The sequence below is a fragment of the Gordonia sp. (in: high G+C Gram-positive bacteria) genome (assembly GCF_047602025.1).
GTDB lineage: Bacteria > Actinomycetota > Actinomycetes > Mycobacteriales > Mycobacteriaceae > Gordonia.
Genome location: NZ_JASGII010000001.1, coordinates 2,915,315 through 2,937,030, shown reverse-complemented (window position 1 = coordinate 2,937,030; position 21,716 = coordinate 2,915,315). Strand labels below are relative to the sequence as shown.

At 70.3% G+C, this 21,716-nt stretch carries 18 protein-coding genes and 1 tRNA gene; 12 read left to right on the top strand and 7 right to left on the bottom strand.

What is annotated here, in order from left to right:
- Nucleotides 1-7 precede the first annotated feature (7 nt).
- On the bottom strand, nucleotides 8-1,030 hold the full coding sequence (locus tag QM728_RS14710) for an FhaA domain-containing protein (RefSeq protein WP_415032749.1): 1,023 nt from the start codon (nucleotides 1,028-1,030) through the stop codon (nucleotides 8-10).
- Between the two features lie 222 nt (nucleotides 1,031-1,252).
- Here QM728_RS14710 and QM728_RS14705 point away from each other — a divergent pair.
- Nucleotides 1,253-1,338, top strand: a tRNA-Leu gene (locus QM728_RS14705).
- Nucleotides 1,339-1,405: 67 nt separating this feature from the next.
- Nucleotides 1,406-1,690, top strand: a complete 285-nt coding sequence (locus QM728_RS14700) for a YciI family protein (RefSeq protein ID WP_415032748.1) — start codon at nucleotides 1,406-1,408, stop codon at nucleotides 1,688-1,690.
- On the opposite strand, the gene QM728_RS14695 is transcribed toward QM728_RS14700, so the two are convergent.
- The gene (locus tag QM728_RS14695; protein WP_415032747.1) at nucleotides 1,687-2,508 is read right to left on the bottom strand and encodes an SDR family oxidoreductase; all 822 of its coding nucleotides are present in this window, start codon (nucleotides 2,506-2,508) and stop codon (nucleotides 1,687-1,689) included. The two genes, QM728_RS14700 and QM728_RS14695, sit on opposite strands and share 4 nt — an antisense overlap.
- Before the next feature lie 58 nt (nucleotides 2,509-2,566).
- Between QM728_RS14695 and QM728_RS14690 the strand changes: the two genes are divergently transcribed.
- Genes QM728_RS14690 through QM728_RS14680 form a run of 3 tightly spaced genes read left to right on the top strand, consistent with a single transcriptional unit; the run spans nucleotide 2,567 to nucleotide 4,952 of the window.
- Entirely contained in the window at nucleotides 2,567-3,283 is a 717-nt protein-coding gene (locus QM728_RS14690) for a hypothetical protein (protein WP_415032746.1), read from the top strand.
- Nucleotides 3,283-4,416 (top strand): DUF2157 domain-containing protein, encoded by a 1,134-nt coding sequence (locus QM728_RS14685; RefSeq protein WP_415032745.1) that lies wholly within the window; start codon nucleotides 3,283-3,285, stop codon nucleotides 4,414-4,416. Before QM728_RS14690 ends, QM728_RS14685 begins: the two co-directional genes overlap by 1 nt.
- Nucleotides 4,413-4,952: a GDYXXLXY domain-containing protein gene (locus QM728_RS14680; RefSeq protein WP_415032744.1), complete on the top strand. Its 540-nt coding sequence runs from the start codon at nucleotides 4,413-4,415 to the stop codon at nucleotides 4,950-4,952. Before QM728_RS14685 ends, QM728_RS14680 begins: the two co-directional genes overlap by 4 nt.
- Here the strand turns inward: QM728_RS14680 and QM728_RS14675 are convergent, their stop codons facing one another.
- Nucleotides 4,953-5,405 (bottom strand): DUF805 domain-containing protein, encoded by a 453-nt coding sequence (locus QM728_RS14675; RefSeq protein WP_415032743.1) that lies wholly within the window; start codon nucleotides 5,403-5,405, stop codon nucleotides 4,953-4,955.
- Between the two features lie 73 nt (nucleotides 5,406-5,478).
- On the opposite strand from QM728_RS14675, the gene QM728_RS14670 reads away from it, so the two are divergent.
- From QM728_RS14670 to QM728_RS14650, 5 genes are all read left to right on the top strand, one after another.
- Entirely contained in the window at nucleotides 5,479-6,834 is a 1,356-nt protein-coding gene (locus tag QM728_RS14670) for a sugar porter family MFS transporter (RefSeq protein WP_415032742.1), read from the top strand.
- Entirely contained in the window at nucleotides 6,831-7,928 is a 1,098-nt protein-coding gene (locus QM728_RS14665) for an N-acetylglucosamine-6-phosphate deacetylase (protein WP_415032741.1), read from the top strand. The genes QM728_RS14670 and QM728_RS14665 overlap by 4 nt, the downstream gene beginning before the upstream one ends.
- Nucleotides 7,929-8,074: 146 nt before the next feature.
- The gene (locus QM728_RS14660; RefSeq protein WP_415032740.1) at nucleotides 8,075-9,421 is read left to right on the top strand and encodes an MFS transporter; all 1,347 of its coding nucleotides are present in this window, start codon (nucleotides 8,075-8,077) and stop codon (nucleotides 9,419-9,421) included.
- 11 nt (nucleotides 9,422-9,432) lie between these two features.
- Complete coding sequence (locus tag QM728_RS14655) at nucleotides 9,433-10,938, top strand: ATP-dependent DNA ligase (RefSeq protein WP_415032739.1); 1,506 nt, start codon at nucleotides 9,433-9,435, stop codon at nucleotides 10,936-10,938.
- 41 nt (nucleotides 10,939-10,979) lie between these two features.
- Complete coding sequence (locus QM728_RS14650) at nucleotides 10,980-11,228, top strand: hypothetical protein (protein ID WP_415032738.1); 249 nt, start codon at nucleotides 10,980-10,982, stop codon at nucleotides 11,226-11,228.
- A gap of 6 nt (nucleotides 11,229-11,234) precedes the next feature.
- On the opposite strand, the gene QM728_RS14645 is transcribed toward QM728_RS14650, so the two are convergent.
- The 4 genes from QM728_RS14645 to QM728_RS14630 form a co-directional block, all read right to left on the bottom strand.
- Nucleotides 11,235-11,807, bottom strand: coding sequence for a LemA family protein (locus QM728_RS14645; RefSeq protein WP_415032737.1), 573 nt, complete (start codon nucleotides 11,805-11,807; stop codon nucleotides 11,235-11,237).
- Nucleotides 11,808-11,868: 61 nt separating this feature from the next.
- Nucleotides 11,869-13,689, bottom strand: a complete 1,821-nt coding sequence (locus tag QM728_RS14640) for a DUF2207 domain-containing protein (RefSeq protein ID WP_415032736.1) — start codon at nucleotides 13,687-13,689, stop codon at nucleotides 11,869-11,871.
- A 73-nt stretch (nucleotides 13,690-13,762) separates the two neighbouring features.
- On the bottom strand, nucleotides 13,763-14,395 hold the full coding sequence (locus QM728_RS14635; protein WP_415032735.1) for a DUF937 domain-containing protein: 633 nt from the start codon (nucleotides 14,393-14,395) through the stop codon (nucleotides 13,763-13,765).
- A 57-nt stretch (nucleotides 14,396-14,452) separates the two neighbouring features.
- Nucleotides 14,453-15,427 (bottom strand): alpha/beta hydrolase, encoded by a 975-nt coding sequence (locus tag QM728_RS14630; RefSeq protein ID WP_415032734.1) that lies wholly within the window; start codon nucleotides 15,425-15,427, stop codon nucleotides 14,453-14,455.
- A gap of 241 nt (nucleotides 15,428-15,668) precedes the next feature.
- On the opposite strand from QM728_RS14630, the gene gltB reads away from it, so the two are divergent.
- Both gltB and QM728_RS14620 read left to right on the top strand, forming a co-directional pair.
- Nucleotides 15,669-20,261 (top strand): glutamate synthase large subunit, encoded by a 4,593-nt coding sequence (gene gltB / locus QM728_RS14625; protein WP_415032733.1) that lies wholly within the window; start codon nucleotides 15,669-15,671, stop codon nucleotides 20,259-20,261.
- A complete protein-coding gene (locus tag QM728_RS14620) occupies nucleotides 20,254-21,702 on the top strand; it encodes a glutamate synthase subunit beta (RefSeq protein WP_415032732.1) in 1,449 nt (482 codons plus the stop codon). Before gltB ends, QM728_RS14620 begins: the two co-directional genes overlap by 8 nt.
- Nucleotides 21,703-21,716: the final 14 nt, after the last annotated feature.

Here is a 21,716-nt window from a genome sequence, read left to right as displayed (position 1 = left end):
GCTTTCGCTACTGGAAGCGGACCGTGATGTCGGAGTGGCCGATGCGGATCCGGTCGCCGTCGGCGAGCTCCCAGTTGGACACCTGGACGTCGTTGACCGTGGTGCCGTTGGTCGAGTTGAGGTCCGAGAGGGTCGCGGTGTTGCCGTCCCAGCGGATCTCGACGTGGCGGCGCGAAACGCCGGTGTCGGGCAGGCGGAACTGGGCGTCCTGGCCCCGGCCGATGACGTTCGAGCCCTCGCGCAGCGTGAAGGTGCGGTTGCTGCCGTCTTCGAGCAGCAGCGTGATCGCCGTCGGGGCGTAGTTCTGCGGCTGGCCGTAGCCCTGCTGGTAGCCCTGGTCGTAGCCGGGCTGCTGGTAGCCCTGGTCGTAACCCGGCTGCTGGTAGCCCTGGTCGTAGCCGGGCTGGCCGTAGCTCTGCTGGTAGCCGCCCTGGTCGTAGCCGGGCTGCTGGCCGTAGCCCTGGTCGTAACCGCCACCCTGCGGATCGGGCTGGCCGTAGCCGCCCTGCTGGTAGCCACCCTGCTGGTAGCCGCCCTGGTCGTGTCCGGGGTTCTGAGTCATCTGCGGGGCTCCTCGTCGTGCGCTTTCATTGTGGTCTGGGGGGACGGTTGCTGCGGGGCTCGGCTGGCCCCGGCTGGAATGGGGCCGGGGGGCCGCGTCGGGATCGACGGACGCCGTGACGCGCATCTGTCCGCTGTGAAGTTCTGTTGTCGGGTCGAACTCTACGACGACCGGACCATAAGTTTGCCACCCGCTATCGCGAATGAAGTCGTTCAGGTGCCGGGAAAACGTCTTGCGGTTGAGTTCGTACTCGTCGTCGAGCGCTGCGAAATCCGCTTCGGAAACGTACAGCACGTAGCTGTTCGCGGCGAGGTAGACGCCGGCATCGAGGCTGCGCAGCGAATCCTCGGCGGCGCGCGCCAGGGCCTGTTCGATCTCCGGCGGCGCGACCTTGCCGCCGAAGACGCGGGCAAAGCCGTCGTCCACGGCGCCCTCGAGGGTGCGCTCGATGCGTTGCAGAATGCCCACGTCTCATCGGCCCCCTTTCGGCGCTCAGGCGTGTCGCGCGGGTAAAACAGATCGCTCCATGATAGCGGCCCCGAACTGCGGCTCAGGACACAAGATCGTCACAGTAGTATCGCCAGCCACATGCGCACCAGGACCCGTTCGGGGGAGGCCGATCGCGCGAAATCAGATTTCATCCGGTCTTCGCCACCGTGTTATCGTTCTCGCGCACTGTTTCAGTGCCACGGGCGAGTGGCGGAATGGCAGACGCGCTGGCTTCAGGTGCCAGTGTCCTTCGGGACGTGGGGGTTCAAGTCCCCCTTCGCCCACCACCAATCAGCGACAGCGAGCCGCGAATCCTTCGGGAGTCGCGGCTCCTTCGTTTACTACCCTGTTCCCATGCCGAACTTCGCCGTCGAATACACCTACGCACCCGACCGGGCCGCCGTGCGCGACGAGCACCGGCCCGCACACCGACAGTGGCTCGGCGACGGCCACGAGCGGGGCATCGTGCGGATGGCCGGCCCCTTCGTCGACGGCAGCGGCGCGTGGATCATGGTCGCCGCCGACGATGAGCGGGGCGTGCGCGACTTCCTGGCCGGGGACCCGTTCGCCGCCGTCGACGGCATCGCCGCGGTGCGCATCCACGAGTGGCTGAATGTCTTCGGCCCGTTCGGGAGCTAGTCGCTGAACCGGTCGGACTCATACCCGCGCCGGGCCGCCGAGCCGGTGACCGCGGCGACCTGGTCGGGCACCATCCGGCGCAGCACCCCGTCGCGCAGTCGTTGCGGCAGGAGTCCGGCGGCGGCGACGAGCGGCCCGACGTACCGGGGCAGGGTCGTGACGAATTTCGGCCGGTTGATCACGCGCACGACGGCCGCCGCGACGTCGTCGGGGGTGAGCAGCTTGGCGGCACCGGTCGCGGTGCCGACGGCGAGTTCGGTGTCGACGACGCCGGGCAGGATCGCCGAGATGATCACGCCGCTGCCGCGCAGCTCCTCGCGCACCGCGGTCAGATAGCCCAGCACCCCGTGCTTGGTGGCGGCATAGGTCGCCTCACCCGGCGGCGCCACCTTCGACGCCGCGGAGGCGATGGTGATGATCTGCCCGCCGCCGCGCGCCCGCATGGCCGGTGCGGCGAGGCGCACGCCGCGGATGACGCCCAGCAGGTTGACCGAGACCATCGCCGCCGAGGCTTTCGCGGGCTCGGCGTCGAACGGGCCGACCCACATGACGCCGGCGTTGTTCACCAGGACGTCGATCGGGCCGAGTTCGCGCTCGACGATCGCGAGGAACTCGGCGAACGATCCGTCGTCGGTGACGTCGAGGTGATAGCCGCGGGACCGGCCGCCGAGCATTTCGGCCGTGCGCGCGGCCGCCCGCGCGTCGCGGTCGCCGATGGCGACGACGGCCCCCGCCGCGTGGCAGCGCTGGGCGATCGCCGCGCCGATGCCGCGGGCGCCGCCGGTGATCGCGATGACTCGCCCCGATGCCGATCCCATGGGTCAAGCTTCGCAGATGTCCGTCTGGCGGCCGCGCCGACTTGTCATACTCGGAGGCATGCGCCGCGCCCTGCTCGTCTCCGCGACGGCCATCGGCGTCCTCGCGGCCGGTCTGGTCAGCGGGTGCTCCCCCGGTCCGGCGCCGACCGCCACCATCTCGGCCGGTGAGGCCGCGACCGCCGCCGGGTTCAGCGCCGTCACCGTCCGACGTGCCGGCCAACTCGGCGACGGCACCAACTGGACCGTGATGCTGCCGCAGGTGCGCGGCGGTGACGCCGGTGTCCGGACGTCGTTCAACGGCCAACTCGACGCCTTGCTCACCACGCTCACCGGGGCGCCCAGCGGTAACGGCCAAACCATGAGCGACGGCAGTCTGGGCAGCGCCGAGCGCAGCCGCGCGGTGATCGGCGAGCGGACCCTGGCGGGCGTCGTGATCGTGCTGTCGGGCGCGAAGGGGGCCGCGCATCCCAACACCCGGGTGGAGACCGTCGTGGTGGACAACCAGACCGGCGAGGCGATCACCGAACCGTTCGACGATCCCGACGGCGCCGCGGAAGCCATCGCCGAACTCGCCGCCGCCAATGACCCCACCGGACGGTTGAAGCAGGGCGGGGTCAGCTTCGGCACCTTCCGCGCGTGGCTTCCGCTGCCGGAGGGGATGCACCTCTACGTGTCGGTCCCGCACGCCGCCGGCGACTTCGTGCCGGTTACCGTTCCGTGGCACAAGGTGTCGGGGCTGCTCAAGCCGGACGTACGAGAGGTGCTGGTGGGCTGATGGCCGGATACACCGAGCGGGTCGCCGCGGACCTGGACCGCTGGGTCGCGGCCGGACTGGTGCCCGCGGAGAGCCGGGGCGCGATCCTCGCGACGTTGCCCGCGCGCCGTCGCGTCGATGCGGTGACCGCGTTGATCTGGGTGGCCGCGGTGCTGTTGGGCCTGGCCGTGATCGCGTTTATCGCGGCGAACTGGGAGGGGATTCCCCGATTGGTCCGCTTCGGCCTGCTCCTGGCGGGGTTCGCGGCGGCCGCGGCCGGCGGCGCGGAGATGGTGCGCCGACGTCGACGCCTCGGCTCCGACGTCCTGCTGACGATCGCGTCGCTGGTCTTCGCGTCGGCGGTCGGCTTGACCGGACAGATCTTCGAAATCACCGGCAACCCGCCCGCTGTCCCCTACGGCGCCGGGGCCGCCGCGCTGGCGCTGGGTCTGGCCGGGGCCTCGCGCGGTGCCCTCGCCATCGGCGTGGTCGGCATCCTCATCGGCGACCTGATCACCCACGACGGGAGCTGGCCGGTGCCGATCAGCCTGGTCGTCGCACCGGCGGCGCTGATCATCGCGCTGCGGTGGCGGTCGGGCTTCCTGGCGCACGTGTCCTCGGTCGCCGTCCTCGGCGTCGGCCTGTGGTTCGCGATCCACTACGAGCTGGTCGGATGGCCGCTCTTCGGCATCGCGGCCGCCTTCGCCCTGCTGGCCTTCAGCCCGATGGCGCTGACCGGTCGGCGCGGCAGCGACCGCGACGTCATCGCCCCGCTGCACCTGCTGCGGATCCCGGTGACCTGGTTCGTCCTCGGCGCGCTGGGCTTCTTCATCGCGGCCGGCTACTCCGGCGCCTTTAGCGGCCACATCGCGCTCGGCCTGACGCACCGGGTGGTGTGGATCGCCGTCTCGGCGGGCCTGATCGCCTACGGGCGCTACGACCGGCAGAGCGTGTTGACCGCGATCGGCGTCGTCAGCCTGATCGTCGCCGTGTGTGCCGTCCTCAACGACCTCGGCCTCGACCTCATCGTCATCTCGCTCGTGTTCCTCGCCTGCTCGATCGTCGCACTCGTCGTCGGCCTGGCCCTGCGCCGCGACCGCGCGCCGAAACGTGCGACGCCCGCGGAATCGTCGGAACCGGAGGCCGTGGCATGAAGCCGGATCGAGACTTGGCCCGTCCCGTCGCCATCCTCCTCGTCGCGGCGGTGTCCATCGCCGCGCTCGTCGGGCTGGTGCTGCGCGAAGCGCACGCGCGCAGCCACGGCACCGAGATCACGGTGTCGATGCGCGGCGCGGACCCGCGCGACCTGGTGCGCGGCCACTACGTCGAGATCCGGTTGGCCGAGTCGACCCCGCCCGCCGCGACGTGCCGGCCGCGCCCGGGCGAGGGGTGGATCGCCCTCCGCAACAACGGGACCCGGTACGTCCCCGTCGGCAAGTACGACTCCCGCGAGGGGGCCCGGGACAACGGCGACATCGCCGTGCGCGGCTCGCTGAGCTGTACCGAGAACACCACCTGGCTCAGCTTGGGACCACAGCGGTTCTACGTGAACCAGCGCGACGCCACGACCATCGACCGGGCACTGTTGCAGGGCCGCGAGGCCGCCGCGGTGCTGTCCGTGGGATCGGACGGCCGGGCCCGGCTCGTCGGGCTCGACGTCGACGGAAAGCGCTACGACCTGACGTGGTGATCAGGCCGGCGGGCCGAACCGTGCAGCCTGCGGTGACGTCGCCTGGAAGCACAGCGCGACGACGATGAGGCTGCCGATCAGCGGGATGAAGTGCAGGAAGAAGTACCAGCCGGAGAACCCCGCGTCGTGCAGGCGGCGCACGGTGATCGCCAGCGACGGGATGATCGTCGCGATCAGGAACACGAAGAGGAGCGCGGCCAGGATGAACACCACCGGGCCGGCGCTGCCCGAGGTCGGGTCGTCGGGGTTGTTCAGCACGAGGATGAGCAGCGGAACGTAGAGGACCGCGGTGACCAGCGCGATGCCCAGCGTCCACCACCAGAACTCGCGGCGGCTCGCCCGGCCGGAGAACGTGGCGAACTTCTGGAAGCCGCGCTTGACCGCGGCGACGAGGCCGATGTCGTAGTCGGGCCAGTCGAGCGGGACGGTCACGGGTGCGGCGGTATTCGTCATGGGTTGATTATGCATGCGCGGAAGTGTCGTACGCTGGCGCGATCGAACGCGATCGCGTGGCGGAAGGACGGGCGTGCATAACCGATTGAACGTGTTGGTGGCGGTCGCCGCCGCCAGCATGGGCCTCGTCTACGGCTACGACCAGTCCAACATCGGCGCCGCCATGGAGTACGTCGGCCGCGACTTCACCCTCGACGACAACGGCAAGCAGTGGCTCTACACGGTCGCCGTCATCGGCTCGATCGTCGGAGCCCTGCTGGCCGGACCGCTGGCCAACCGGATCGGGCGCCGCGCGTCGATGATCGGCGTGGCCATCGGGTACGGCCTGTTCGCCGTGCTGTCCGGTCTGGCCGGCGACTTCGCGACGCTGCTCGTGGTCCGACTGCTGCTGGGCGTCACGGTCGGCGTCTCCCTGGTCGTCGTACCGGTCTTCGTCGCCGAGTCCGCCCCAGCGCGCAGCCGCGGCGCGATGCTCGTGGCCTACCAGCTGACCACCATCCTGGGCATCATCGGCGGCTTCGTCATCGGCTACTTCCTCGCCGGCCACGGCGCCTGGCGGTGGATGCTCGGCCTGGCCCTGGTGCCGTCGCTCGCGGTGCTGCTGATGGTGTGGCGACTGCCCGACACCCCGCGCTGGTATCTCTCAAAGGGCCGTGCCGACGAGGCGCGCGCCGCCCTGGCCGCCGTCGACCCCGACGCCGACATCGACGGTGAGCTCGCCGAGATGCGCGCGGCGCTCGCCGCGGAGACGGGCGGGCACCTGCGCGAGATGCTCCGCAAGCCGTGGGTCCGGGCGACGGCGTTCGTCCTGGGCCTGGGCTTTCTGATCCAGATCACCGGCATCAACGCGGTCGCCGTCTACGGGCCGCGGTTGTTCGAGGAGATGGGCTACACCGACGACTTCGGCAAGCTGCTGCTGCCCGCCCTCGTCCAGGGCTACGGCCTGATCGCCGTGATCCTCGCCCTGCGCTGGGTCGACCGGATCGGCCGACGACCGCTGCTGCTCGGCGGGATCTTCGCGATGATTGTCGCCACCGCGATCCTCATCGTCGTCTACGGACCGCTCGCCGACGACGTCGCCGCCCGGCAGATGTGGGGCTTCGCCGGGCTGGCGGTGTTCACCATGGGCTTCTCCTTCGGGTTCGGCGCGCTGGTCTGGGTGTACGCCGGGGAGAGTTTCCCGGCGCGACTGCGCTCCTACGGGTCGTCGGCGATGCTGACCTCCGACCTGGTGGCGAACGTGATCGTCGCCCAATTCACGCTCACCCTGATCAACAGCCGCCTCGGCGGTGCGGGCACCTTCGCGATCTTCGGGGCGCTCGCGGTTGTCGCGTTCGTGTTCGTCGCGCGGCTCGCGCCGGAGACCAAGGGCCGGACGCTCGAGGACATCCAGCAGTACTGGACCGACGGCGGGCGCTGGGCGCGGTGACCGAACGCGTCGTCGCAGCCGGGCGCCTCGTCTACGACGGGGAGGTGCTCGAGCCCGGATGGCTGCGGATCGTCGATGGGTCGGTCGTCGACGGCGGAGCCGGCAGCGCGCCGGCCGAACCCACGCATGTCGTCGACGGGACCGTCGTGCCCGGCTACGTGGACCTCCACTGCCACGGGGGCGGCGGACACGACTTCGCCGATCCCGACCTCGACCACGTGCGCGCCGCGCTCGCCTTTCATGCCGCGCGCGGCAATGCCGCGACGATGCTGAGCCTGGTGACCGCACCTGCCGATCTGCTGCTGGAGCAGGTGCGACGACTGGCGCCGCTGGTCCGTGACGGCGCGGCGCCGGGCATCCACCTGGAGGGGCCGTGGCTGTCGGTGGCGCGCTGCGGCGCGCAGAATCCGGCGGCGATGCGCGATCCGGATCCCGCCGAGATCGACGCGCTGCTCAAGGCCGGGCGCGGGACGATCGCGATGGTGACCATTGCGCCGGAGCGAACCGGCGCGCTGGCCGCGATCGAGCGGCTCGTCGCGGCGGGCGTCGTCGTGGCCGTCGGGCACACCGATGCCGACTACGACACGGTGCGGGCGGCGGTCGATCGCGGCGCCACCGTCGCCACACACCTGTTCAACGGGATGCGGCCGTTCGGTCATCGCGATCCCGGGCCGGTGCTGGCCCTGCTCGACGACCCGCGCGTGGTCGTCGAACTCATCGCCGACGGCGTGCACCTCGACGATCGGGTGGTGGCCTCCGTCGTCGCCGGTGTGGGAACCGGGCGCGTCGCGCTGGTGTCCGACGCGATGGCGGCGGCCGGGATGGCCGACGGGCCATATCGGTTGGGTGCGCTCGACGTCACGGTCTCCGGCGGCGTCGCGCGACTGACCGGGTCGGAGACGATCGCCGGGAGCACCGCGGTCGTCGCGAGCCTGGTCGAGCGGCGGTTGGGCCTGCCGCGCGCGGACGAGCCGTCGCCGACGGAACTGTTGGCGGCGGTGGCGATGAGTTCGACCACCCCGGCGCGAGTCTTGGGGCGAAGCGACCTCGGTGTCCTGCGCCCGGGATCGTCCGGCTCCTACGCCGTGCTGTAGGTACGTGATCTGCCGAACCTCGCCGAGTGGGCGGTCCAACCCCGCCGAGTGGGCGCACAGTCGACGGCGAGTGTGCGCACAGTCGCGGAGAATGACCGCCCACTCGGCGATCTGGGGGAGGCGGCGCACCCAGTAGGCTCGGCCGGGTGACCGCAGCACAGGTGCCGGACGCAGTGCCCCGACGACGGATCATCGTCGCGTCGATGGTCGGCACCACGATCGAGTTCTTCGACTTCTACATCTATGCGACCGCCGCGGTCTTCGTCTTCCCGGCGCTGTTCTTCCCGACCGGCAACAAGACGACGAGCCTCCTCGCGTCCTTCGCCGTCTTCGGCGTGGCCTTCGTCGCGCGGCCGGTCGGCTCGATGCTGTTCGGGCACTTCGGCGACCGCATCGGCCGCAAGGCGACGCTCGTCGGCTCGCTCGTGACCATGGGTGTCGCGACCTTCCTCATCGGCCTGCTGCCCACCTACGCGACCGTCGGCCTGCTGGCCCCGGTCCTGCTGACACTGCTTCGTTTCGCGCAGGGCGTGGGCCTCGGCGGCGAATGGTCGGGCGCGGCATTGCTGGCGACCGAGACGGCCGAGCAGGGCAAGCGCGGCGCGGCGGCGATCTGGCCGCAGCTCGGCGCTCCCCTCGGCTTCTTCCTCGCCAACGCGAGCTACCTGGCGCTCATGCTGCCGATGGGTTTCGACAAGAACACCTCGCCCACCGATCACCCCTTCTATGTGTGGGGCTGGCGGGTGCCCTTCCTGGCCAGCGCGCTGATCGTCATCGTCGGCCTCTACGTGCGACTGCGGTTGACCGAGACGCCGGTCTTCAGCGCGGCGGTCGACGCCGGCGAGAAGCTGCGCGCCCCGGTGGCCACGGTCTTCCGCACGTCGTGGCGCCCGCTGATCCTGGGCACGCTGGTCGTCGTCGCCGCGTACACGCTGTTCTACCTGGTCATGGTGTGGTCGAGCGCGTACGGCACCGGCGGGCTCGACGAGGCGCGGGCACCGAACCTCGACATCGGCGAGACCCGGTTCATCGTGCTGCAGCTGATCGCGGTGAGCTTCTTCGCCGCGTTCATCCCGGTCTCGGCGCTCCTCGCCGACCGCCTCGGCCGCAAACCGGTCCTCATCCCGATCACCGTCGGCATCATCGCGTTCGGCCTGGTCTTCGGCAAGATCCTCGGGCCCGACGTCGCCACCGAGGGCTCGATGCTCGGCTTCCTCGTCGTCGGCATGATTCTGATGGGCTTGATCTTCGGACCGATGAGCGCGGTCCTGCCCGAGTTGTTCCCGACCAACGTCCGCTACACCGGATCGGGCATCGCGTACAACGTCGCCTCGATCCTCGGCGCCGCGATCGCGCCCTTCATCGCGACGGCCCTCGTCGCGCGCCACGGGGTCGCGGCCGTCGGCCTCTATCTCGCTGGCGTCGGCGTGATCACCCTGATCGCCCTCGTCGTCGCGCCCGAAACCCGCGACGTCGAGCTCACCGACGTGTAGACAATGGTCGGATGAGCGGGCTTGGGTTGGCCGAAGTCGCCGCGACGTCGGCGGTCGTCGCGGCCACCCGGTCGCGCACCGAGAAGACGGCAGCCATCGCGGACCTCCTGCGCCGGTGCGACCCCGACGAGATCGGGACCGTCACCGCGTGGCTCGCCGGCCACCTGCCGCAGGGACGCATCGGCGTCGGGTGGTCGAGCCTGGGCAAGCTGAGTCGGCAGGCCCCGGCGCCCGCGCCCGTGCTGACCGTCGACGACGTCGACAGCGTGCTCACCCGCGTCGCCGGACTGTCCGGCGCCGGATCGGCGACGGCCCGCGGGTCCGCGATCGCCGAGTTGTTCGCCGCGGCCACCGTCGACGAGCAACACCTCTTGCGCGGGCTCCTCTCCGGCGAGGTGCGCCAGGGCGCCCTGGCGGGCGTGGTCACCGACGCGGTGGCCGTTGCCGCCGGCATCGACAAGGCGATCGTCCGACGGGCCGTCATGCTGTCCGGCTCGCTGCCTGAGACGGCGCGGCTCGCCCTCGTCGGCGGGGTCGATGCGCTGACCGCGCTGGGGATCGTGGTCGGTCGGCCGCTCGAGCCGATGCTCGCCACCCCGGCCGACTCCGTCGAAGCGGCGTGGGCGGAACTCGGCCCGCGGGTGATCGTCGACGCCAAGTACGACGGCGCGCGGATCCAGGTGCACCGCAACGGCGACGACATCGCGGTGTTCACCCGGTCGCTGCGCGACATCACCGGCGCGGTCCCCGAGATCGCGCGACTCGTCGCCGCACTGCCCTGCGACGCGGCGATCCTCGACGGAGAGACCCTGGCGCTCACCGACGACGGCCGACCGCGCCCGTTCCAAGAGACGATGAGCGGCTTCGGCGGCGACGGCCTGGCGCCCTTCTTCTTCGACTGCCTGCACCTCGACGGCACCGACCTCATCGACGAACCGCTCACCGGGCGCCTCGACGCGCTCGAGTCGGTGGCGCCCGGTCTGCGGATCCCCAGCGTCGAGCTCACCGGGGCCGAGGAGATCCACGCGCAGTTCGAGCGCGTCGTCGCCGACGGGCACGAGGGCGTGATGGTGAAGTCGCCGACGGGCGTCTACGCGGCGGGCCGACGGGGACGGTCGTGGCAGAAGATCAAACCGGTGCACACCTTCGACCTGGTCGTGCTCGCGGCCGAATGGGGCTCGGGCCGTCGGCGCGGGTGGCTCTCGAACATCCACCTGGGCGCCCGCGACCCCGACGGCGGGCCGCCGATCATGGTCGGGAAGACCTTCAAGGGCATGACCGACGAACTGCTCGCCTGGCAGACCGCCGAGTTCCCCAAGCACGAGACGTCGCGGGACTCCCACACCGTCTACCTGCGTCCGGAGCTGGTCGTCGAGGTCGCCGTCGACGGCGTGCAGCGCAGCTCCCGCTACCCCGGCGGCCTCGCGCTGCGCTTCGCCCGGGTGCTGCGCTACCGACCGGACAAGACGCCCGCGCAGGCCGACACCATCGCTGATCTGGCGAAACTCGGGCCCTAGGGCCTACCGGGATACGGCGAATATCCGGCTACGCTGTCCCCATGGCAGCGGAGAAGGCTAAAGAGGCGACCTGGTCGTTGCTCGCGACGGTGCTCTTGGTGGTGCGCGTGTTCGCGACCATCGCCGTGATCCTCTCGGTCATCGCCTGGATCCTCAGCGCCCGCAACCACGGCGGCCTGGGGCCGAGCAACGTGTGGTTCTGGCCGTCGATCGGCTCGTTCATCGCGCTGCTGACCAGCACCTGGTGCTACGGCTGGATCCGCGCGCGATACCCGCGAAACCCCGACTAGTCCGGCCTAGAACTGCACCTGCGGCGGAGCCTGCTGGCCCTCGGGCGCCTGGTAGAAGTCGCGGGCCTTCACGCCGGCCACGCCGCTGAAGAACATCCACGGCACGGTCTTCACCAGCTGGTTCAGCTGTGACACGGCGTCGTTGTAGTACTGCCGGGCGAAGCTGATCTTGTTCTCGGTGTCGCCCAGCTCGCTCTGCAGCTGCATGAAGTTCTGCGAGGCCTGCAGCTGCGGGTAGTTCTCGGCGACCGCGAACAGGCGGCCCAGCACACCGGTCAGGCCGGCGTCGGCGGCGGCCTTCTGCTCGACGGTGCCGCTCTGCGCGGCCTGCTGCACCGAGGCGCGGGCCTTGGTCACCTCTTCGAAGAGTTCCTTCTCGTGGGTGGCGTAGCCCTTGACGGTGTTGACCAGGTTCGGGATCAGGTCGGCGCGGCGGGTGAGCTGGACGTCGATGCCGCCGAGCGCCTCCTGCGCGGCGATGTCGGCCTTGCGCAGCTTGTTGAAGCCGGTGATGCCGAACAGCACCAGCGCGGCGATGAGCGCCACGATGACGATCAGGACGATTGCAACAGCGGACACGTCGGTCCCCTTTCGTAGGTGTTGGTCTAGAGATTACCGGGATTCGCGGTGCCGGCGGGCGCTACCAGGAGCCGCCGCCACCGCCGCCGCCACCGCCGCCGGAGAAGCCGCCCCCGGAGAAGCCGCCGCCACTGCTGCTCGAGGCGGCCTGGCTCGCGGTGTACGCGGAGATCGACGACGACAGGCTGGACTCGAAACTGCCGATGCCACCGGGGCCGCTGAGCATGATCGCCGGGACCGGGGCGCCGGTCGGGGAGACGATCCACGGCGGCGTCGGCGGCTCGGTGCCCATCGCCAGTCGGTACTTGTTCGCCCAGGCGGCGGCCGCACCGAAGGCGACGGCGTACGGGATGAACGAGGTGTAGAGGTCCTTGCGCGCGGAGAAGTCCAACCGCTCCTTGTTGGAGTCGGTCGACAGCAGGCGCTCGAAGCCGCCCGCCCGCGACCACAGGTCGCGACCGAGCAGGGTGCGCCGCGTGCCGACGCCGCTGACGAACAGGCCGGCGCCGCCGATGACGAAGGCCGCGATCGGCAGCACCGCGAGGGAGAACGGATACCACTGGAAGATGAACAGCAGCGCCGCGAGGGCGAAGGCGAGGCCGACGAGCATCCGACCGGTGGTCTCGAAGCCGCTGCGGGCGATCGCCCCGGACTGCACGCCCCAGATGCGGGCGTTGGACGCCATCGAGGACTGGGCCTGTTGCAGCTCCTCGCCCGCGGACACCGAGCCGTCGGCCTTGAAGGAGGCACCCTTGCCGCTCGCGATGCCCAGTGAACGCGCGACGCCCAGGGTGACCGGATCGGTCTGCTCCCACTGGTGCGCGTCGGCGTCGGAGACGATCGTGAAGTCGCCGTTGTCCTCGCGGACGATGTGGGCCAACTTCTGCTCCGCCATGAAGAGCAGCGTGGCGGTCAGTCCCTTGGTCGGCTGCGACTCCCGCGTGACGTAGTACGCCTGCACCGGGGAGAGAGTCTTGCCCGCCTGATCGGTCGGCGGTTCGAACATGACCGGCAGCAGCGGGATCTCCTCGCGGCTGCGCCACGTCCACCACAACCCGAGGCCGAAGGTCACCAGCGACGCCAGCAGCGTGAGCAGCACCAACAGCAGCGACCGGCCGAGCATCGGGTCGAGCTGGATCGCCCACGGCACCGTGGCGCGCTTGGGCGGCGCGAGTTCGAGGTCGGCCAGCAGCGCGACGCCGTTGTACGTGCCGAGCTGACCGGTGCTCACCACGACGGTCCGCGGGTCGGTGTTGCGGTCCTCGCAGGGGGTGTTGTTGCTCGTCGCGCAGGTGGTGGTGATGGCGTTGGCCGGCAGGTGCACGGTGACCGTCGAGGCCTGGATCGGCATCGACCAGCCGTCGGCGACGACGCGCCACCGGAACCGGGCCCGCGTCTTGTCGCCCCAACTGGAGGACACCTCGCCCTCGCCGGGGCGCGTGTTGGCCGGTTCCAGCACCCCGTCGATGGTGTAGCTGATCGTGTACACGTGCTGGCCCGGGTCCAGGTACCGGTCGGCGGACCCGACCTTGGTGACGTAGATCCGCCGGCCGCGCTCCCAGCGCGTGACGAACGGCTCCTCGTGGCCGTCGAGGGTGACCTTGATGTCCTTCGGCACGTACCGCACATGCGTGTTCGACGAGTCGGCGAGGTCGAAGTACTTGAAGATGCCGTGCCGCAGCGACGGGAAGTCGGTGGTGAGCGTTTCCGTGGCGGTCAGCTTGCCGTTCGCGTCGATCTTGTAGTCGGCCGCGAAGTTGCTGATGGTCACCGGGTCGACGGAGCCGCCGCTGCGCCCGCTGATGCTGCCCAGGGACAGCGGGAGGACCAGGCCGACGGCGGTCAGCAGGGCGGCGAGGAAGACGAGGAAGGCGCGACGCACCTTGGCAGCCTAACGCGAAACGGCCGCCGCGTCCCCCGTGGAACGCGACGGCCGTCCGTCGATCAAATGCGGGCTACTTCTTGCCGCCCAGGATGCTGCCGAGCACGTTGCCCAGCGCGCCACCGGCGCCGCCGCCCTGCTGGCCGCCGCCGAGGACGCTGCCCAGGATGTTGCCGAGGCCGCCGCCCGCGCCGCCGCCGCCGAGCGCGCCGCCCAGGATCTGGCCGAGTGCGCCACCGGCACCGCCGGCGGGGGCCGCCTGCGGCTGCTGCTGGGCCGACGGGTCACCGGCCGACGGGGGCTGCTGGCCGGGGACCGGCTGGCCGCCCGCCTGCTGCTGGCCGCCCTGGCCGCCGAGGAACTTCTGGGTGACGTAGGCGATGACGATCGGAGCCAGCATCGGCAGGACCTTCTTGATCAGGTCGGGCTGCACGTTGGCCGGGCCGTGCTTGGCCGCGGCCTCGGCGACCTTGTCGGTCTTCTTGCCGAACAGGCCGTTCACCAGGCCCTCGCCGTCACCGGCGTCGGCGGCCTTGGTCAGCTCCTCGGGAGCCGGGCCCGGGGTCTGCTCCTGCGCGTGCAGGCCGTGCAGCAGCGTGGGCACCGCCTGCTGGATGGTGGCCTCGGCGGTCGCCTCGTCGACGCCGAGCTTCGACGCGATGTCGCCGACGTTGATGGACTTCAAGAGGTCGTCAAGTTCTGCCACTGGGGCTCTCCTTCATAGTGGCGACGGGCGATTTCGGACATCCCGCGCCGGTGGGATTCATGCTACCGAACGGACGAACTTCGCGGCTTCGCTCACAGCGCGGCGGGACTCGGGGGTGAGCCCGGGGAACATCTGGAACACGTGCCCCTGGTCGGGCCACAGCTGCAGCTCCGACTCGGCCCCGGCGGCGATGAGCGCGGCATGCAGGAAGCGGGCGTCGTCGCTCATCACCTCGCGCGCGCCGACCTGGATGAGCGTGGTCGGCAGATCCCCCGACGGGCGCAGCGACACCGTCATCCGCGGGTGGTCGGCCGGCGCACCGGCGGTGTACATGTCCAGGAAGTGCTGACCGGCCTTGGCCTTGATGATGGGGTCCTTCAGTCCGCGCGCCTCGCGGGCGATGGCCAGGCCGAAGGTCGGGTCCATCAGCGGGGAGAACAGCACCATCGCGCGCGGCTGTGGTCGCGACTGCGCTTGGTTGTCGGCCAGCAGGTCCATGGCCAGGTGTCCGCCGGCGGAATCCCCGGCGACGACGATGTTCTCGGGGCGGTAGCCCTGGTCGAGCAGCCACTCGTACCCGCGGACGGTGTCGTCGCCCGCCGCGGGGAACTGGTGCTCGGGGGCGAGCCGGTAGTCGAGCGAGAAGGCGACGCGGTCGGTTTGGCGGGACAGCCGCGACACCAGGCCGCGGTGGGTGCGCGGATTGCAGATCACATAGCCCGACCCGTGCAGGTAGTAGATGACGGGGGTGTCAGCGACCCGGCGCTGCCCGACGCCCGGGCCCCATACCCATTCGCCGCGCACCTGGCCCGAAGCGGCGGTCGCCCGCACGTTCTCGGTGCGGGTGCCCGACGGCACCGGACTGGCGACGTTGATCGTTCGGTTCACGAGCGGCCGCATGGCGGACAGGATCTGCCGGTTCCCCAGCGTCGCGAGGCCGAATGCCGGCTGCACGACGCGGGTCATCGAACCGTTGAGCGCACGGGCCCGGAGGGATCCTCGTGCGCCCGGAACACCGGTGTTCACGCTCACGAATTCCGACTGTACTGCTCCGCACTCGCCGCCGCGCGCGAAACACGCAGGTCACCGACGGGAAATGTGATTGTCGTCAAACCGATTTCCCGTGGCGGACTCGCGCGTGGGAGAATGGCCGCACAGATGAATCGTCAGCAACGACGCTGACCCTCGTCGCGCAGCCCGCGACGATATTCACCCACAGTCTTAATGTTTGGGGTGCCCAGCGTCGCGCACCGTTTGAGTGCAAGGGGCGATCATGAAGCAAGCTCCGGGACCGGTCGGTCTCTACGATCCCGCCAATGAGCACGACGCGTGTGGCGTCGCGTTCGTCGTCGACATGCACGGCCGCAAGAGCCGCGACATCGTCGAGAAGGCGATCACCGCGCTGGTCAACCTCGAGCACCGCGGTGCCGCGGGCGCCGAGCCGAACACCGGTGACGGCGCGGGCATCCTGATCCAGATCCCGGACGCCTACTTCCGCGAGGTCGTCGACTTCGACCTCCCCGCGCAGGGTGCTTACGCCTCGGGCATCGCCTTCCTGCCGCAGGGCGCCCAGGACGCCAAGACCGCCGTCGAGGGCGTCGACAAGATCGTCGAGGCCGAGGGCCTGACCGTCCTCGGCTGGCGCGAGGTCCCCGTCGACGACTCGTCGATCGGCGCGCTCGCCCGCGACGCCATGCCGACGTTCCGACAGATCTTCATCGGCGGCGCCGACGGCGACGACCTGGAGCGCAAGGCGTACATCGTCCGCAAGCGCGTCGAGCACGAACTGGGCCACAAGGGCGCCGGCCAGGGCGCCGAGGCGTCGGGCACGGTGTACTTCCCCAGCCTGTCCGGCCGCACCTTCGTCTACAAGGGCATGTTGACCACCCCGCAGCTGCGCGGCTTCTACCTCGACCTGCAGGACGACCGCGTCGTCTCCGCGCTGGGCCTGGTGCACTCGCGCTTCTCGACCAACACCTTCCCGAGCTGGCCGCTGGCGCACCCGTACCGCCGCGTCGCGCACAATGGCGAGATCAACACCGTCAACGGCAACGAGAACTGGATGCGCGCCCGCGAGGCGCTCATGGACACCTCGGTCCTCGGCGAGGGCGGCGACCGCATCTTCCCGGTCTGCACCCCCGGCGCCTCGGATACCGCGCGCTTCGACGAGGCGCTCGAGCTGCTGCACCTCGGCGGCCGCAGCCTGCCGCACGCGGTCCTGATGATGATTCCCGAGGCGTGGGAGCGCCACGAGTCGATGAAGCCCGAGCACCGGGCGTTCTACGAGTACCACTCGGCGCTCATGGAGGCCTGGGACGGACCGGCGTCGGTCTGCTTCACCGACGGCTCGGTCATCGGCGCGGTCCTCGACCGCAACGGCCTGCGTCCCTCGCGCATCTGGGTCACCAAGGACGGCCTGGTCGTCCTCGGCTCCGAGGTCGGCGTCCTCGACATCGACCACGCCGACGTCGTGCAGAAGCTGCGCCTGCAGCCGGGCAAGATGTTCCTGGTCGACACCGAGCAGGGCCGCATCGTCGACGACGTCGAGATCAAGGATCAGCTGGCCGCCGAGCACCCGTACCAACAGTGGCTCGACGACAACCAGATCAAGCTGGCCGAGCTGCCCGCGCCCGAGCACATCCACATGTCGCACAAGCGCGTGGCGCACCGCCAGCAGCTGTTCGGCTACACCACCGAGGACCTGAACATCCTCCTCAAGCCGATGGCGGCGACCGGCGCCGAGGCGATCGGCTCGATGGGCACCGACACTCCGGTGGCCGTGCTGTCGGCGCGCTCGCGACTGCTGTTCGACTACTTCCAGCAGCTGTTCGCCCAGGTGACCAACCCGCCGCTGGACGCCATCCGCGAGGAGGTCGTCACCAGCATCGGCCAGCGCATCGGCGGCGAGCGCGACCTGCTCAAGCCGACGCCCGAGTCGGCCAAGCAGATCGTGCTGCCCAGCCCGATCCTCGACAACGACGACCTGCAGCGCCTGATCAAGATCGACGGCAAGGGCACCGGCTTCCCGTCGGTGCACATCCACGGCCTCTACCCGGTGGCCGAGGGCGGCGAGGGCCTGCGCAAGGCCCTCGACGAGGTCCGCGCCAAGGTGTCGGCGGCTATCGCCGACGGTGCACGGCTGATCATCCTGTCCGACCGCGAGTCGGACGAGACGCTCGCCCCGATCCCGTCGCTGCTGCTGACCTCCGCGGTCCACCACCACCTGGTCCGCGAGCAGACGCGCGGCCGCGCCAGCCTGATCGTCGAGGCCGGCGACGCCCGCGAGGTGCACCACATGGCGACGCTGATCGGCTTCGGCGCGTCGGCGATCAACCCGTACATGGCCTTCGAGTCGATCGAGGACATGCTGGAGTCGGGCGTCATCGCCGGCGCCACCGGCGACCACGCCTCCGACTTCGCCACCGCGCGCGCCAACTACATCAAGGCCGCCGGCAAGGGCGTGCTGAAGGTGATGAGCAAGATGGGCATCTCGACGGTCCCGTCGTACAACGGCGCCCAGCTGTTCCAGATCATCGGCCTGAGCCAGGACACCGTCGACGAGTTCTTCACCGGCTGCAACAGCCAGCTCGACGGCATCGGCCTCGACGAGATCGCCGCCGAGGTGGCCGCCCGCCACCACCTGGCCTTCCTCGCGAACCCGTCCGAGTGGGCGCACCGCGAGCTCGAGGTCGGCGGCGAGTACCAGTGGCGCCGCGAGGGCGAGTACCACCTGTTCAACCCGGACACGGTGTTCAAGCTCCAGCACTCCACGCGCACCGGCCAGTACTCGGTGTTCAAGGAGTACACCCAGCTCGTCGACGACCAGTCGCGCCGCCTGGGCACCCTGCGCGGCCTGTTCGACTTCAAGTTCGGCGACCGCGACCCGATCCCGATCGACAAGGTCGAACCGGCCAGCGAGATCGTCAAGCGCTTCTCCACCGGCGCGATGAGCTACGGCTCGATCTCGGCCGAGGCCCACGAAACCCTCGCCATCGCGATGAACCGCCTCGGCGGCAAGTCGAACTCCGGCGAGGGCGGCGAGGACCCGCGTCGCTTCAGCTACGACGAGAACGGCGACTGGCGCCGGTCGGCGATCAAGCAGGTGGCGTCCGGCCGCTTCGGCGTGACCAGCCACTACCTGACCAACTGCACCGACATCCAGATCAAGATGGCGCAGGGCGCCAAGCCCGGCGAGGGCGGCCAGCTGCCGCCGCACAAGGTGTACCCGTGGGTCGCCGAGGTCCGCGGCAGCACGCCCGGCGTCGGTCTCATCTCGCCGCCGCCGCACCACGACATCTACTCGATCGAGGATCTGGCGCAGCTGATCCACGACCTGAAGAACGCCAACCCGCAGGCGCGCATCCACGTGAAGCTCGTCTCCGAGATCGGCGTCGGCACGGTCGCCGCGGGCGTCTCCAAGGCGCACGCCGACGTCGTGCTCATCTCCGGCTTCGACGGCGGCACGGGTGCGAGCCCGCTGACTTCGCTCAAGCACGCCGGCGCCCCGTGGGAGATCGGCCTGGCCGAGACCCAGCAGACGCTGCTGCTCAACGGTCTGCGCGACCGCATCGTCGTGCAGGTCGACGGCCAGCTCAAGACCGGTCGCGACGTGATGATCGCCGCGCTGCTCGGCGGCGAGGAGTTCGGTTTCGCGACCGCCCCGCTCGTCGTGTCCGGCTGCGTGATGATGCGGGTCTGCCACCTCGACACCTGCCCGGTCGGCGTCGCCACGCAGAACCCGCTGCTGCGCGAGCGCTTCACCGGCAAGCCGGAGTTCGTCGAGAACTTCATGCTCTACATCGCCGAGGAGGTGCGCGAGCTGCTCGCGCGCCTGGGCTTCCGCACTCTGCAGGAGGCGGTCGGCCAGATCGAGGCGCTCGACACCTCCAAGGCGCTGGCGCACTGGCGCGACTCGAAGGCCGGCAAGCTCGACCTGAGCCCGATCCTGGCCGAGCCGGAGTCGCCGTTCATGAACCAGGACCGCTACTGCTCGGGCCGCCAGGACCACGCGCTGGACAAGGCGCTCGACCAGGAGCTCATCGCGCAGAGCCGCGCGGCCATCGACAACGCGACGCCCATCTCCATCACGATGGGCATCAGCAACGTCAACCGCACCGTCGGCACCATGCTCGGCCACGAGGTCACCAAGGTGCACGGCGCGCAGGGTCTGCCCGACGACACGATCCAGGTCGCGTTCACCGGGTCGGCCGGCAACAGCTTCGGCGCCTTCGTCCCGGCCGGCGTGACCCTGCGGCTGCAGGGCGACGCGAACGACTTCGTCGGCAAGGGCCTGTCCGGCGGCCGCATCGTCGTCCGCCCGACCGAGTCGATGCCGAAGGGCTTCGTCGCCGAGGAGAACATCATCGCCGGCAACGTGATCGGGTTCGGCGCGACCGCCGGCACGATCTACCTGCGCGGCATCGTCGGCGAGCGGTTCTGCGTCCGCAACTCGGGCGTCACGGCCGTCGTCGAGGGCGTCGGCGACCACGCCTGCGAGTACATGACCGGCGGCCGGGTGATCGTGCTCGGCGCGACCGGGCGCAACGTCGCGGCCGGCATGTCCGGCGGCATCGCCTACTTCTACGACCCGGATAACGCGCTGGTCGAGAACCTCAACCCCGAGTTGGTCGACATCGAGCAGCTCGATCCCGAGGACGTGGAGTTCCTGCAGGCGACCATCGCGGACTACCGCGACGAGACCGGTTCGCCGGTGGCCGCGAAGATCCTCAAGGACTTCAAGGCGCAGCAGGGCCATTTCCGGAAGGTGATGCCCCGGGACTACAAGCGGGTACTGCTCGCCATCGAGGCCGCCGAGCGCGACGGCCGCGATGTCAACGACGCGATCATGGAGGCGGCAAATGGCTGACCAGCGCGGATTCCTCAAGCACACCGAGCGCGAGCTCCCGACGCGGCGCCCGGTGCCGCTGCGCCTGCTCGACTGGAACGAGGTCTACACCGAGTTCGAGAAGGACACGCTGAAGACCCAGGCGAGCCGCTGCATGGACTGCGGCGTCCCGTTCTGCCACAACGGCTGCCCGCTGGGCAACCTGATCCCGGAGTGGAACGACCTGGTCTACCGGGACCGCTGGAAGGACGGCATCGAGCGCCTGCACGCGACGAACAACTTCCCGGAGTTCACCGGCCGCCTGTGCCCGGCTCCGTGTGAGGCGTCGTGCGTGCTGGGCATCAACCAGCCGGCCGTCACCATCAAGCAGGTCGAGGTCGAGCTCATCGAGAACGCGTTCGCGACCACCGGCGTCGAGCCGGTGCCGCCGACGGTCCGCACCGGCAAGAAGGTCGCCGTCGTCGGGTCGGGCCCCGCGGGCCTGGCCGCCGCCCAGCAGCTCACCCGCGCCGGCCACACGGTGACGCTCTTCGAGCGCGCCGACCGGATCGGCGGACTGCTGCGCTACGGCATCCCCGAGTTCAAGATGGAGAAGAAGTACATCGACCGTCGGCTCGAGCAGATGGAGGCCGAGGGCACCGAGTTCCGCACCGGCGTGAACGTCGGCGTCGACGTCACCGTCGAGCAGCTGCGCGGCGACTACGACGCGGTCGTGCTGGCGGTCGGTTCGACCATCGGGCGCGACCTGCCGATCCCCGGCCGCGAACTCGACGGCATCCACCAGGCGATGGAGTTCCTGCCGCAGGCCAACCGCGTGCAGCTCGGCGACGAGGTCACCGGCCAGATCACCGCCAAGGACAAGGCCGTCGTCATCATCGGCGGTGGCGACACCGGCGCCGACTGCCTGGGCACCTCGCTGCGCCAGGGCGCCAAGAGCGTCCACCAGTTCGAGATCATGCCGCGCCCGCCGGGCGAGCGCGCCGACTCGACCCCGTGGCCGACCTACCCGCTGATGTTCCGCGTGTCCTCGGCCCACGAAGAGGGCGGCGAGCGCGTCTTCAGCGTGAACACCGAGGAGTTCACCGGCAAGGGCGGCAAGGTCACCGCGCTCAAGGCGCACGAGGTGAAGATGTCCGGCGGCCGATTCGAGAAGGTCGACGGCAGCGACTTCGAGCTCGAGGCGGACCTGGTCCTGCTCGCGATGGGCTTCGTCGGCCCCGAGCGCGGCGATCTCTTGGACAAGCTCGGCGTCGAGTACGACGCGCGCGGCAACATCAAGCGCGACGACGAGTTCTCCACCCAGCCGGGCGTCTTCGTCGCCGGTGACGCCGGCCGCGGCCAGTCGCTCATCGTGTGGGCCATCGCCGAGGGCCGGTCGGCGGCCGCGGCGGCCGACCGCTACCTGATGGGGACGACGGACCTGCCGGCGCCGATCGTGCCGACGCAGGTCGCCCAGCGCTAGACCGGACGAGTCGG